Genomic DNA, 14597 nt, shown 5'->3' with positions numbered 1-14597 from the left:
CGTGCATCGGCGCGAGGCCTTACCGCCGGACACCGTCAGGGGCCGTTGGACAGATATTTCAAAATTCGAATTGGAACTGCGAGTGATGGGGGAAAAATCGATTCGGGAGATGCCGGGAATGCGTCGTATAGCCGTCGCGTCGCGCCAACAACGCCAGCCGCAGCGCCCGACGGCGCGGACTTCAGGGCTCCGAGATCGAAAAGCGCCAAAACAAACTTGCGCCATGCGCACCGGCTCTTTTCATCGGACCATCAGCCCGCTCAGCATCCGCGATGCCCACCCGCCTGCCCACACCACTTCTCAATCCAAGCAGCGGCTCGATGGATATGCGCGCGTTGGCTCGGTGGTCAAATCCCCCGACTTTGCCGTTGCAATCCGCGCGACGTTTTCAGGCCATCAAGAGTAACGATCAATACAGACGGGATCTTAACTAGCGCGCGTACAGAGGCCGGGCAACATTGAGCGATCGATTAAGATCCGAATCGAAACTTGACAACCGATGGCCCCCGTGCCCTCTTTACGCGCGATCCGCACGCGCCCACAGCCGCAAAATGAGGCGCGCTTGCGGCGGCGGGGATCAATGATGGCGATTTTTAGTCACACTCGACGGCGTTGACTCATTTGGAGACCCTAACGTATGTTAGGCAAGTAGTCGCGTGCTCCTGAACGCTTGCGGCGGCGCATTTACGCAGGAATCCAGGGGACCTTTCGATGCCTCATGAATCGCAACTGAACTTCTCGAAAGAAGAAATTCTCGCCAACGTTCCCACCCGTGAGCCGCTTATCGTCAAGGGCGTGAAATGCCACGGCGGTTTCGACGCCGACGGTCACTACCGCTCCCCGCGGACCGCGTTCCGCGTGCCGGCTATCAAGGCTTGGCAGGAGCAGCACGTCGCGACCTCGGGAACTCCGCTCTTCGAGATTCCCGCCGACACTATCTCGCCGCAGGCGCCCAACGTCGCGCAGGTAAAATTCATCCTCCGCTCGGGCGTGCGCGAGCCGATGGTGCGATGGCTGTCCGAAATCGCGATCGTCGAGGGCTTCGGCGCGATGATTCGCGAGCTGCCCGTGCCGCCTCTCGCCACCTTCATCCGCGAGAACACCGCCGGCACCGCGATCGCCCATCTCACCGGCGGCCTGTTCGAAGCGCACGCGCGCGACGAAGCGGGATGGACCGAAGAGGGCGGCCATCGCCAGATGTGGGACGCAGCCCGCGATGCGGCGCTGTCCAATCCCGCGATCTCATCTGAAATTTACGCGAACCTCATCGCACAGCGCGGATCCTCCCAGCCCGTCGCCCTTTTCCCGGAGCTTGGCCAGCAGGTAGAGCGACTGATTCGCTTCATGGCCAACGTGCTCGCGATCGAAGTCTTCGCCACCTCGACGTTCGCGTGGGCCGAGGAAATCCTGTCCGACCCCGAAGTTTCCGACGCTCCGATCGACGCCGCCAACCTCGTGCGCTTCATCCGCTCCGACGAATCGCCGCACGTCGAGTACCTGCGCACCGCGCTCTCTGAAATTCAGGCGCGCACGCTGCTCACCGTTGACGGCAAGCCCGTATCCGGCCGCAAGGTCGTGAACGATCTGGCGGAACGCGCGATTCGCGGGATGCTTCGTCACCGGCTGAACGAGCGGCCCGTGATGGTCCGTGATTTGATCCGCAAAACCGCCAACGTCAAAGACATCGACGGGTTGATGCGTGAGTTCGACGCGCTCGACACGCCTTGGACGCCTCCCGCGCGCTACGCAGATCTCGCGCCCGAGCGCGGCGCCGCCCGCGTCGGCAACTGAGACAGGGGCCAGCCCCTGCACCCGAGTCAGGATTTCTTCTCGCCTCAGTGGTAGGGTTTGTTTTGACTCGGCGCGGGCGTGCGCATCCCGGGTCCGGACTAATCGCGATGCGTCCCCACGGTAAGACTTCGATTCCGTCAGCCGGCATGCGCCTTCGAATTGAAGGCGCGTTCGCGATTGCACTTTCGATCGCGATTGCCGGATTTCCCGGCGGGACTACCGCGCCCGCATTCGCCCAGAGTCCGAAGCCCGCGACCGATTCCCAAACCGCATCGGTGGCGCCGACCGTCCTGGTAACCGCCGCGCCCCAGCCGGCATCCGCGTCGAGTCCCGCATCACGCAACACATCGGCGGCCGCGTCGCCTCCCGACGCGCAGACCGTGATTTCGTATCTGAGCGACGTGATCAGCTGGTACGGGCATCTAAGCGTCGAAGCGCAGCTGGTGCGCGATCCTGACGAAACACTTTTTTTCGCCGATGACCGCCAGGTAGCCGGCGAAGTCCTGCGGCTGGCTTTCGACTACGCGCGCAAGCAAGCGAAGTTCATTGCCAAGACCAACCCAAACGCCCGCGCCGCCGCTGGATCCGCCGGTTCACCGTCGGTCGCCACGGGCGCGGACACTGCCGGGCTGGGCAACGTCACGCAAACTTACCAGGCGCTCGACGCCGCCGCGAATGCGATCCGCGCGCGCATCAAGGATTTGCAGGCGCGGCTCGCCAAAGCGCCTGCCCGCCAGCGCGCGGCGATCGCATCCGAAATTCAAGAATCGCAGAGCGAACTCGATCTCAAACAGGAGCGCGTCAATACGCTCAAGGCACTCGCGCAGTTCAAAAGCGGCAGCTCGTCGCCCGATCAGAGCGGCGGACTGGCCGCGCAAATAGACGAGCTCGAGCATTCGATTTCCGATAGCAGCGGCAAACGGCCGACTGCCCTCCCGGCCGAGAGCACCTTCGTGGCGAGAGCCGAGCCCACCGGGATTTTCGGCCTCACCACCGAACTGATCGCGCTCAGCAACAAACTCGAGGCCCTCGATCAGAACAGCGCGCTCGCGCAAGCGCTGGCCGTGCGCGCCGCCGGTGTCCGCCAGTCGATCATCAGCTTGATCGCCGACCTCAACGCGCGCGGAAACGCACTCTCGCAGGGCACCGCCACCGCCGACGTCGCAACACTCAAAGACCGCACGAAATCATTCGAGAGCCTGCTCGAAGAGTACCAACTCGCAAGAGACGCCGCGCTGCCGCTCAGCAAGCAGATCGTGCTGCTGGGGATTTACACCAACAACGTCGGCAGGTGGCACGCCGCGATCGAACAGCGCTGGAACAAGGAATTCAGAAGCCTCGTCATCCGCATGATCGGGCTGGGCGCCGCTTTCATGCTGATCTTTCTCGGTGCGATGGCGTGGCGATGGATCACCAACCGCTACGTGACCGATATTCGCCGCCGCGGGCAGGTGATGGCGGCGCGCCGTCTCGTGCTCGGGCTGATCGTCCTGGTCGTCGTGCTGATCAATTTCTCCGATGAGATCGGATCGGCCGCCACCGTGGTGGGATTCGCGGCCGCCGGTATCGCCGTCGCTCTGCAGAATGTGATTTTGTCGATCGCCGGCTACTTCTTTCTAATCGGGCGATTCGGAATCAAGGCCGGCGACCGCGTCCAAATCGGCGGCGTGACCGGCGACGTGATCGATATCGGGCTGGTGAAACTTTCGCTGATGGAGCTCGGCGGCGCCGGGACGCATCACGAGCCCACCGGCCGCGTGGCAGTGTTTTCCAACGCGATCGTGTTTCAGCCGTCGGGCAACTTCTTCAAGCAGGCGCCCGGCACCAGCTTCGTATGGAACGAGGTGCGGCTCACGCTCGCCCCCAATATCGACTACCGGCTGGCCGAGAAACGCCTGCTCGAGGTTGTCGATGAAGTGTTCGCACGCTATCGCGACCGCGTGATGCGCGACTATCGGCATCTGGAGCGCGACCTCAACATCATGCTCGAGACGCCCAAGCCCCAAAGCCGCTTGTATCTGAGCAAGGCCGGCCTGGAAATAGTCATTCGCTATCCCGCCGAAACTTACTCCGCGCCGCAGATCACCGACGAAATTTCGCGCCGCGTGCTCGACGCGATTGATCGCGAGCCGAGCTTGCGCATGGCGCCGCAGGGTACCGCGAACATCGAGTCGCAGGTTCCACCGCCTGCGACGGCCGAAAACGAAGACGGGACCGATCAGCCGCCCGACGACGCCGCGGATAAGTAGATTTCGGAAATTGGCCGCGCGCCGTGAGCGCGATGCGCGATGCTACGCGGTCGGAGTTCCCGCGATGCTATCGACGATGTCGGCCAGCTCGGGAATCCGGTAGCGCTCGCCGTTGTAGGCCTTGTACATGAGGAAAAGCCAGAACACCGCGAGTGCGATGTCGATTAGCGTCAGAAGAAAATTAAGCAGCGCTCCCAATCCATGGGGCAGTACCGCGATAAATACGCCGAACACGACGCCGATAGCGAACCACGCAACCGAGAAGCCAATCGACTGACGCGCGTGAAAGCGGACGAATTCGTCCCGATTGTACGGTTCGAGATAAAGAAAAATCAGGCCGGTGACGAAGCCCAGCAGGTATGTCAGCGCCGCAATTATGTTAGCTTGCGGTTTTCGGCTCTCACCGTTCATCGCGAATTTCTCCTTCTCATCTCGAACGATGATCCTGGAAGCGATCCTTGCCCACTAATTTGTAGTCGAACGCGTCAGGGGATCGCAATGCGCTCGCGTGCAGCCCGCGCACTGCGGCAAGACGGAACTACCGAACCGTGACCCCGGCACTCCAATCGATCTCGCCAACCAGCCTAATGCTGCGGCCGATTCCTCACCGCTTCGAGGCGATCCATCGCCGCGCTCGCATTGCGCGCCGTCTCGACCACTTCGAGCTGTGCACGGACGCGGCTGGCGAGCTGGCGCCGGAATACCGGCTTGGCCAGGAAGTCGCTGACTCCCAGGCGCATCCCCTCGGCCCGCGCATCCAAATCGTCGCGCGCAGTAATCATGATGATTGGGATTTCCGCGGTCATGGGATCGTCCCGAAGCGCCTTCACGACCTCGAAGCCGTCCATTTCGGGCATCATCAGGTCGAGCAGAATTACGTCAACTTCGTTTTCATGAACCAGTTTGAGACACTGTGCTCCAGAGTTGGCCTCTATCGCGACAAAGCCTTCGCGCCGCAAATGGTGGGCAAGGATTACGACGGTGTCTTGATCGTCGTCAACCACCATTATCTGAGGCGCTCTGTTTGCTTCATCCATAGAATTCCTTGCTCGTCTAGTCTTCCTCGCCGTCGTCCAAAGCTGCCGGAGCTATCACACCGCAGCGCCTTAGCTTCGCGGAAAATGTCGTCCGCTTGAGTCCCAGCAACCGCGACGCCGCCTGTTTGTTCCCTCCGGTTTGCTTTAGCGCATCGTTTATCAATCTACCTTCCAATTCCCGTACCAAGTTGTTCAGGTTCACTGGGCCGTCACTCAGCTTGACTGCAATCGGAGCCGTCGCAGGCCGCGCGCCTGCCACCAGGTACTCTGGCAGAATCGACGTGTCGATAATCGAGCCCTCGCACAGAATCGCCAGCCGCTCGACCATATTCTCGAGCTCGCGCACATTGCCCGGCCAATCGTACGACCATAGCGCCACCATCGCCTCCCGGCTGATTGCGATTTCGCGCCCGGGAGTGCGATCGCGGATGCGCCCGAGAAAGTGTTCCGTCAGCAGCGGGATATCCGAACGCCGCTCGCGCAACGGCGCAATCACGATCGGTACCACCTGCAGACGATAGAAAAGATCCTTGCGAAACGCGCCCTTCGCCACCGCCTCGGCCAGATCGACGTTGCTCGCCGCGATCACGCGCACATCGATCCGCGTCGCCCGGTCCGCGCCAACCGGCCGCACCACGCCGTCTTCGAGCACGCGCAGAAGTTTCGCCTGCAACCCGTTGACCATCTCGCCGATTTCGTCCAGGAAGATCGTGCCGCGATCGGCCGTCGTCAGCAGCCCGTGACGCGACGCTGCGGCGCCCGTGAATGCGCCCCGCTCATGGCCAAACATCTCGGACTCGAGCAGCTCGTGCGGAATCGCCGCGCAGTTCACCGGCACGAACGGCTGACGGCTGCGCGGCGACAGCGCATGAATCGCCTGCGCAACCACTTCCTTGCCGGTGCCGCTCTCGCCCGTGATCAGCACCGTCACCTCGGTCGGCGCGACGCGCTCGACCAACGCGCGCAGTTTCACGATCGCCGGATGCGCCCCGAGCAGTACCCGCTCGACCGCAAAAGGTGCCTCCGGCTCCGCGAATTTCGCTTGCGACGCCACCCCTGTTTTCGCTCCGTAACCGACGATGAGAGATCTCCCCTTACTTACGAAATCCTCTCACGCCGGGCACACAGTTGACAGGACGATGACTGCAAGTGAGCGGATCAGACGCCCTAAAATCGCGGAAATTGTTACGGAAAGAACGCGATCAGATGCCGCCCGTCGAGTTGCGATAGTGCGCCGACTGACCCGGCCCCTCGGCCACCGAGATTTCCATCGTCGTCACGAGTTTCAGCGCACCGCGCGCGCCCAGCGCCGCCGCCAACTCCTCCCAAATGTAGCGCGCGAGTTCTTCCGCCGAGCTATGCACGATAGGCACGATACACACGTCGGCCGCCGGCAACACGAACTCGTCGTTCTCGTAGCGGATTCGCACCACCCCGTCCTTGGGTCCGTCGATCGTCAGGCAATCGCTGTTGGCCGGAACGATCGTACGCTCGTCGAGCCGATCGACGATCTCCTTGGTGAGCTTTTTGATCAGCCCGAAATCGATCACGTAGCCGGTCTTCGCCAGCCGCCCCTCGACGTACACGCCGACCTGGTAGTTATGGCCATGCAGCGGTTCGCGAAACCCCGGGTAGGCGATAAAATGCGCGGCCGAAAATTTCAGATTCTCTTTCGCTACATGAATTGAAAAATTCGCTCTCGCGGCCATCGACTCGTCCCTGTCACTATACGACGCCAGCCAGCGCCAGGATCGCCGTCAAGCTCGACGTGCGCCGCGATAAGAACGAAAACCGCTCGCCGTAGCGCGCCGCGTCGAGCGAGGTCGCCTCGATAAACCGCTCCCGCTCGCCGACGGCGATCGGCCCGAGATGCGCTGCGAGTTCGCGCACCAATCCGGCATCCGGATCGAATCGCGGCTCCAGGTCGCCTACCTCCAGCCCATGCAATCCGCCGAGAATGCACTCCGCGTAATATCCTATCTGTCCCGCGCGATCGAAACCGGGAATTTCGACCCGCACCGATTCCTCGAGCGACAGCAGCCGGTCCATCCCGAATTGCCGGCGTCGCGAGACAATCCTCGGATCTCCGCTGCCTTCGAATCCCGAACCGATCGCAATTATCGCGATACGGCCGTCGTCGATTTCGATCGGATGGAATATATATCCCGGCGACGTGTAGTCGAGCATCGAGCGCAGCGCCATCCGGTATGTGAGCAGGTCGAAATTCGTCCCGCTCGCGATCTTCATCAGGTACTCGCCGAGCGCTTTGCCCGCGCGATCCGCAAGCCCGATCAACCGCTCGAACGCATAAGCATCGTAGTCCTCGCGCCGCGCGATCGTCGGCGCGTATTCGCGATCGAACGTCAGCAGCAGCCCGCCGATCCCGCCGTCATGGTGGTCCGCCGCTGTTGATGCAGCAATTGGCAGGCTGCTATCGACAGCCTCGATATCCATCGCCAGGTACCTGCCATGGCTCGAAGGCTTGGCCAGTCCACGCCGCGCATTTCGAATCGAAACCGGATGCACGTCACGCGCCACCAGCCGGCTCGCGCCGCCGCGCCGCTCGGCCAGCAACCCATAGCCGCTAAGCAACGATCCGTATCCGACAACTAAAATTTCGCGATTGTCCAAAATCGTCCAATCCAACCAAGGGAGATGAACCACCTCTCTCCCTTTTACCTATTCTAACAGGGATGACCTCCCGCATCTTTATCCCCCTAGATCCACAAAATCGCGCCGCTCGCCGGACGCCCCGTGCTCTCCCTGACCGCCCGCACATAGAACCTGATTTGCGCGCGATATTCGTCGAGCCGCGACGCTACATCTACGTCGGTCTTGAAATCGACCACCGTCCAAACCGCGCCAGCGACGCTGTTCTCTGCGAACGCGAGATCCGCGATCCCTTCAACTGCGGTGCCGTCTTCGAGCCGGATCATCAGCGGACATTCACGCATTACCGTATCCGCGGCCTTCACCCGAAGCATCAGCGGAGACATAAGCGCAGCTTTTACCGCAGACGCAGCAGCGGCAACCTCCTGCTGCGGCGCGCCGATCATCTTGGCCGCGCTCGCCGCGATCTTGCCGATCTTGCGCGCGTCCGCGTCGATTGGCGCACGCAGCATCGTAAGATGCACGAGCGTGCCGAATCGCTTGCCATGCGGCCGTCCGCGATCGCGACGCGTCTCTTCGATCGCGATCGCTTCGGGGTACGCCGGTCCGGCCGCCGGCGCTGCAAGCGCAAGTTCGGTCGCCGTCGCGACGTTTATCCTCGGCGCCATTCCGGCTTCGAGCATCGCCGCCCTGCTCGCGCTCCACTTTTCGTGCAGCTTGATCCCGCGGTCTGATACGAGTTTGTTGTCGTCGGCTTGCAGCAGCTTGTCCTGCCGAAGCCCCATCTTCTCCTCAACGTTCAGGATGAGCAGCCGGGGATCCCACCAAACTATCTGATGCTCTTGCTGATGCTCTGGCCGATGCTCTCCCTGCTGCGCCCGATGTAATCCCGGCGCGACCGATTTTATTTTGGTCGGCGCTTTCGCGGGGCGGGTCAGGACACTGTCGTCGCCGAACTCGGGGCATCCCGGCGGCTGTCGGGCAATTGGCGACCGCCGATCCGGCTCCGCCGGATAGACGACGGGATTCAGCCGCGCGAGCCATCCGTCGCACTCTTCGTCGCCAACCGCCGGCACCACTATGAGATCGCGCGCGCGAGTGGCAGCCACGTACAGCAGGCGGATTGCCTCCTCTTCGTCGCGGTCATGCTCTTTCGCGGCATGTTCCTGCAGTTCGCGCGGTGCGCATCCCGCAAGCTCCATCGCGGCCAGCTTCGACGCGGGCTCGATATATCGCGACGCGTCGGCGCGAGTTTCGTTGCAGGTGATATCGGCCAGGATGACGATCGGAAATTCGAGGCCCTTCGCGCGATGCACCGTCATTATCCGCACGCCCTCGGTGCCTTCCTCGACGATCGGCGTCTCGCTCGCCTGGTCGCGATCGGCGCGCGCTTCGAGCTCATCGACGAAAGCCCGAAACGATGTCATCCCGCCGCGCGCTTCGTAACGCCGCGCCTGGTCCATGATTCGCATGATATTGGCCAGCGCCTGCTCACCGGTCGGCCAAATGGCGATTCCCGCATGCGCGCGAGTGACAGCCAGCAGCGTCGCAATCGTCTCCGCAATCGGCCTTCGATTCCGCCCGCGATGCAATCCCTTGATCACGTCGAGCGCGGCCTTCACTTCCTTGAGACTGTCGGGGATATCGTCGGGCAGCTTGCGAAACGGATGCAGGCGCCCCTGCGTCATGCGAAATTCGAGCAGCGCCGCATCCGTCAGCGCGAACACGGGCCCGCGCAGGGCAGCGAACACCGTCAACTCGTCATCGGGCCGCTCGATTGCACCCAGGATATTGCGGATCGCGATCACTTCTTCGCGCTCGTTGAAGGAGCCGCCCTTGACCAACACGTGCGGGAGATGCCGCGCTTCGAGCGCGCGCAAATACGGCCTCGTTACGTCGCGCCCGAACGAATTCATGCGGCGAAACAGAATGCATATATGGCGCGGACGAATCGGCACACGCACTTCGGGCGCCTCGCGCTCGGTCACCGTCCATCCGCTTTCGTAAACCAGCCATCGCGCGTACGCGGCAATCGCATCGGGAATCGACTCGTCGATTTTCCAATCGACCACTCGCCCGTAGTCGCCGTACGGCTCCGGCACCGGCAACACGACGATCGAAGGCTGTGTCCCGAGCTCGGCGCGATACGGCATCAACGGCGCGTACGCCGGCTGCGTGCCCGATTCCTTGCTCATCAGCGGCGCGAACGCGGCATTGACCATTGTTTGAATCGCGGGAGTCGCGCGAAAGCTCACCGTCAGATATTCGAGCTGCGCGCCATTCTCCAAGAGCCTTTTTTTCACGTCCTGGTAAAGAGAAACGTCGGCGCGCCTGAAACGGTAAATCGATTGTTTCGGATCGCCGACGATAAATAATTTCCCGGCGATCGGCTTGACCTTCAGCCAGTTCGATTCGGCGGGATCGGCCGACGAAAGGAGCAGCAGAATTTCCGCCTGCAGCGGATCGGTATCCTGGAACTCATCGATGAAAATATGCGTGAAGCGATTTTGCAGCTCGGCGCGCACCGCCGGATTGTCGCGGACCAGGTTGCGCGCGACCAGCAGCAGGTCCAGGAAGTCCAAACGCCCCGCGCGGCGCTTCAGGTCCTCGTAGATACCAACGATCGGCCACAGTTCGTCGCGCAGGATAGGCGCGAGATTCGCACCCGCATCGTCGCGAAACTTCTTCAGCCGCGCGTGCAGCTCGGCGCGGCGCCGAAAAACTTCGTCGCGCGTCGCCTCGCCAAAGCCGCCGCCGTATCCTTTCCAGTCCCAGCGCCGCCCGCCGCAAAGCCCGATCAGCACCGACTCGAGCGCGTCGTAGTCGCGTCCGCGCACCGCCTCCAGCCGCGTCGCCTCGGCAACAGGGCGCGCGATCGCGTCGAGGCCCTTGGCCAGCCAGTCGTCAGGCTCGCCGAGTTCGGAAAGTTTGCCCAGCGCTTCGATCTCCGCGACGATCGCGTCGATCTCGGCGTCGCGCTGGAACGGCGAATGGCGCCACGGCGAATCGAAGTCCCGCCAGTTCAGCAGCTCGAGCGCCGCGCGGCGCGCGATCGCGCGCGGCCCCGTGCGCTCCGACAGATCGCGCCGCCGCAGCAGGCGGCGCATCCCCTCGCCCGGATTGTCCAGCACTCGCTCGAACCATCGTTCGAACGCGGCGTCGAACATCTCGCCCGCAACGTCCTCGGGCGCGACTTCGAACATCGGATCGACCCGCGCTTCCACGGGCCGCTCGCGCAGCAGGTCGGCGCAAAACGAATGAATCGTTCCGATTCGTGCTTCTTCGAGTTGCTTGAGCGCCTCGTCGAAGCGCGAGCGCGCTTCGCTTAAAAGTTCGGTGTTATGGCGCGCACGTTCAATTTCGCCGCGCAGCCGCAGCTTCAGCTCGCCGGCAGCCTTCTCGGTGAACGTCACCGCGACGATCCGCGCCAGCTCGCCGCGCCCCGACCCGATCACCGACACGATTCGATTCACCAGCGCCATGGTCTTGCCGGTACCGGCGGCGGCCTCGATTACGAGCGTGACGCCGAGGTCGTCGCGAATCCGATCGCGGATCGCCTGGTCGGATATGACGGTATCGGCCACGGCGTTATCGCATCTCGCGCAGCCGGTTCAGCGATTTAAGCCGGGCTTTCGGTTTGATTCGGGAGCGCCGCTCCTCGTACGGGCCGCAGACGCGCTTGTAGTCGCACCAATCGCATTCGCGATCGTCCGGTGCGGCGGGCAAAAACCCCGCTTCCAGCGACTCCTTGATGATCGAGACGAATTCGCGCGCCGAGCGCCGCGCCTCGTCGTTGATTTCAACCACGCGCTCTTCGTAGCCGCCGGTCGCGGTGCAGTAGTAAAGCCGGCCGGCGTAGATCGGCTCGCCCAGCACGCGTTCAGCCGCGAGCGCATATAAAACCGGCTGCAGCGTCTTGCCGCCGCCGATCACGAAGTCCTTGGCGGCGCGCACTTTCCCGGTCTTGTGATCGGTCACGCGAATTCGCCCGGCCGGATCGCGCTCGAGCAGGTCGATCGACCCGCGCAGGCTCAGCCCGCCGTCGATCGCCACCGGCTGTGCCGAGCTGTGCGGATCCGCCTGCGCGCGATCGCTCAGCCCGAAGCCGAGTTCGAACCATTCGGGGCGCCAGTGCTGCGGATCCTCGGCCGCGCGCCGCATCCATTCGCGCAAGTCGGCGCGGATACCGTCGATTCCGTCGCGCCACACGCGCTCGATCGCCGGCGCGAGATCCTCATGCCATCGCGCGGCCACTTCGTCGAGCCGCTCGTCGAGCAGCGCAGAGGCGTCCTCCAGGTCTTCCGGCGTGACCGGCAGCACGTCGAGCTCTCTGAGGGCCGTCAGGATTTCGTATTGGACCTCCGCAAACAGACTGCCGCGGGTGAGCGGATCGAGCGTCTCGATCGCCTCGGGTTCCTCGCGCGGCTCCAGCCGATGGACCGCTTGCAGAAAAAAACGATACGGACATGCGGCGAAATTCTGCAGCGCGGTCGGCGAGTATGAACGCGCGGAGAGCTGATGCTTGCTCAACGCCGCCAGCGCCGCCGGGTCCGGATCGACCAGCCCGTCCACGGGGGTCCAAAGCTTGCGCCAGCGCCGCGCCCGCGCGCGCAGCGCGCGGGCGAGATGCACGTTGGCGCCGAGCAGATAGTTCGCCGCGCCGATCGTCGTCTGGGGATCGGAGTCCACCAGTTTGTCCAGCACCGCCAGATCGAATTCCGCGTCATCGATCGCGTCGGCCGGATTCGCCGGCGCCGGCCACGAAAGCCGTGCCGTTGTCACCGGCTGCGACGCCGCGCGACCGGCCAGCTCATCGAAGCCGGGCAGGCGACCCTCCGCAGCACGCAGAATTTCAAGCGCGTAAAACGACGGCACTCGCGGACGGCCCTGGTCAAGGTCCACCCGCGAATAGGAAAACATCGCACGCTCGCGCGCCGCGCCCGCCGCGATTCTCAATGCGAGCCGCTCCGCGCCGACCCGCCGCTCAATCCGCGCGAGATACGGACTCAGCCGCGCGCGCGCTGAATCGGAAAGGATCGGATCTTCGGTCAGCTTGCGCGGAAACATGCGCTCGGCAAGACCCGGGACGATAACGACGTCGAACTCCATGCCGCGCGCGCGACTGGGCGGCGCGACGAACACCGCGCCATAGCGGCGAACGCGCCGCGGAGCTTCCAGCCGCCCGAGCCGATCGTTCAGCACCAAACGCACCTCGTCGAGTCCGACCGGACCGACCGGCGCCATCGGTTCAAGCTCCGCCAGCGCGGCTAGAACCGGTTCGCGATCGCGAATCGCCAGCTCAACCAGCGCGCGAAGAAATTTGAGCCAGTCGCCCCAGGCCGCATCGCGCGGCGCCGCGTCGAGCATCGAAAGAATCGGCATCGCCACCTCGCCGAGATGCGCAAGGTCGAGAATTTGCCGCTCCAGACCCGCCGCGCGCGCGTCGTCGTCGGCAATTTCCGAGCGCCGCGCCCTGAGCTCGTTGCCCAACCCCGCCAGCCGTTTCTTCCATCTCTGCGCGCTGCCGATAACCGCCGCATCGACGAGCAACCGTTCCCATCGCCACGGCGCCCGCGCAGTTCCATCGATGATCGGAACGGGATCGGAGGCGTCAATGTTGTCAACCAAAGTGGCGTTGCCTTCAGCTTCAAGATCCGACTCCAGCGAGGCCGGCGCGAGTTCCGCGTCCGCACTGATCGCCGGCTCATCCTCACGCGGGCGATCAGGGTCGGGCACTTGAGCCAGCGAGAGATATTCCGCGAAGCGGCGGGCCAAAAGATTTTCAGCGGCGCACGCGAGCAGCGCGAGCAGGGCGCGTCCTCCCGGCTCAGGCCGCCGCGTACCTCGCGCAAAGTAAGCCGGGATGCCCGCGCGGGCGAGCGCTTCCTGCAAGTACGGCGCGTAGCGGAGCGGGTCATGCAGCAGCACGGCGACTTGATCGAACGGCACGCCGCGCCTGGCCTCGGCGGCGATTCGCCGCGCGATCTCGACGCACTCGTGCATCTCGCCCGGGGCCGAAACCACCGTCACGGTTTCGTCCACGTCGCGCTTAGGCGGTGCGGTGTCGGCAAACAAATGCGCCTGCAGACGCTTGAGCGAGGGCGCGATGTTTTCGTTCACCGTCGGCGACAATGCAGTTGCGCGCACGCCGAGCGCATCTTCAAGGAGCATTTGAACGGGAGAGTCGCCGGCGGGAATCGTCGCGAGAATTGACGGCGAACGCGCGGCAAGGGCCGCAATAAAGTCGCGGTCGAGCACGCTGTCCACAGATGGATCGAGCAGCAGAACCGGCAGTCCAACGAAGCGCGGCGGCTGACTCGCGAGCACGGCGCGAATCGCGACTTTCAGCATCCCGGCGCGATCGATCAGTTTGGCATCGGCCAACTCGGCGTCGAATTGCGCCAGCGTCGCGGCAATCGCCTCACCCGCGCCGCCGAGCGCCCGCAACGCGTCAACGGCGATGTCGTTCCATCGAAGCTCGATCAGCGTGCGCGCCAACGCGCGTGAAAAGCCGGGACGATTCAACACCGGCTCGAAATACGCAAGCGCTCCCGACGGCGCCAGCCGGAAGACCGCGCGCGCCGCCACCGCCTCGGCCGCGAGTCCGTCCGCGGGCGCGAGATCGGCATCCGCCAGCTCCTCGGCGGCGAGCAACCCGACCAGCCGGTTCAGTGTCAAGCGATGCACCCCGAGCATCGCGCCGCGCGAAACCGCGAACGCGCGCACCAGGTCGTCGGCGGCCTCCTTGACCGACGCGATCACCAGGACTTCGCGGGCAGACGGCTGCGACTCCAACCACGCGCGGGCGGCGGCGATTCGGGCGGCGGCGCGCTCCGAGATTATGATTTCACGAGCAGCCGGCATCGACGCGGCACGACTCGACGCCGCGCCACAACACGATAGTCTTCCC

Annotated in this window: 10 protein-coding genes; 3 read left to right on the top strand and 7 right to left on the bottom strand. The window is 63.8% G+C overall.

What is annotated here, in order from left to right:
* Position 1: 1 nt before the first annotated feature.
* The 3 genes from ABR989_RS09365 (at position 2) to ABR989_RS09355 (ending at position 4040) form a co-directional block, all read left to right on the top strand.
* Positions 2-406 (top strand): hypothetical protein, encoded by a 405-nt coding sequence (locus ABR989_RS09365; protein ID WP_428127827.1) that lies wholly within the window; start codon positions 2-4, stop codon positions 404-406.
* 305 nt (positions 407-711) lie between these two features.
* On the top strand, positions 712-1791 hold the full coding sequence (locus ABR989_RS09360) for a hypothetical protein (RefSeq protein ID WP_428127825.1): 1080 nt from the start codon (positions 712-714) through the stop codon (positions 1789-1791).
* A gap of 107 nt (positions 1792-1898) precedes the next feature.
* Entirely contained in the window at positions 1899-4040 is a 2142-nt protein-coding gene (locus tag ABR989_RS09355; protein WP_428127824.1) for a hypothetical protein, read from the top strand.
* 42 nt (positions 4041-4082) lie between these two features.
* Here ABR989_RS09355 and ABR989_RS09350 read toward each other — a convergent pair whose 3' ends face one another.
* The 7 genes from ABR989_RS09350 to ABR989_RS09320 form a co-directional block, all read right to left on the bottom strand.
* Positions 4083-4451, bottom strand: a complete 369-nt coding sequence (locus ABR989_RS09350) for a DUF4870 domain-containing protein (protein ID WP_428127822.1) — start codon at positions 4449-4451, stop codon at positions 4083-4085.
* Between the two features lie 173 nt (positions 4452-4624).
* Complete coding sequence (locus ABR989_RS09345) at positions 4625-5077, bottom strand: response regulator (protein WP_428127820.1); 453 nt, start codon at positions 5075-5077, stop codon at positions 4625-4627.
* Between the two features lie 16 nt (positions 5078-5093).
* A complete protein-coding gene (locus ABR989_RS09340) occupies positions 5094-6131 on the bottom strand; it encodes a sigma-54 interaction domain-containing protein (RefSeq protein ID WP_428127818.1) in 1038 nt (345 codons plus the stop codon).
* 148 nt (positions 6132-6279) lie between these two features.
* Positions 6280-6786 carry a 6-pyruvoyl trahydropterin synthase family protein gene (locus ABR989_RS09335; RefSeq protein WP_428127816.1) on the bottom strand — a complete coding sequence of 169 codons (507 nt, stop codon included), beginning with the start codon at positions 6784-6786 and terminating at the stop codon, positions 6280-6282.
* Positions 6787-6802: 16 nt separating this feature from the next.
* Positions 6803-7708 (bottom strand): hypothetical protein, encoded by a 906-nt coding sequence (locus ABR989_RS09330; RefSeq protein WP_428127814.1) that lies wholly within the window; start codon positions 7706-7708, stop codon positions 6803-6805.
* A gap of 86 nt (positions 7709-7794) precedes the next feature.
* Positions 7795-11271, bottom strand: coding sequence for a UvrD-helicase domain-containing protein (locus tag ABR989_RS09325; protein ID WP_428127812.1), 3477 nt, complete (start codon positions 11269-11271; stop codon positions 7795-7797).
* A 4-nt stretch (positions 11272-11275) separates the two neighbouring features.
* Complete coding sequence (locus ABR989_RS09320; protein WP_428127810.1) at positions 11276-14551, bottom strand: PD-(D/E)XK nuclease family protein; 3276 nt, start codon at positions 14549-14551, stop codon at positions 11276-11278.
* Between the last annotated feature and the right edge of the window lie 46 nt (positions 14552-14597).

This window comes from Binatus soli (SeqCode), from assembly GCF_050015535.1.
Lineage (GTDB): Bacteria > Desulfobacterota > Binatia > Binatales > Binataceae > Binatus > Binatus soli.
Note: the sequence above shows the minus strand (reverse complement) of the source record. Positions and strands in the feature narration are given on the sequence as shown.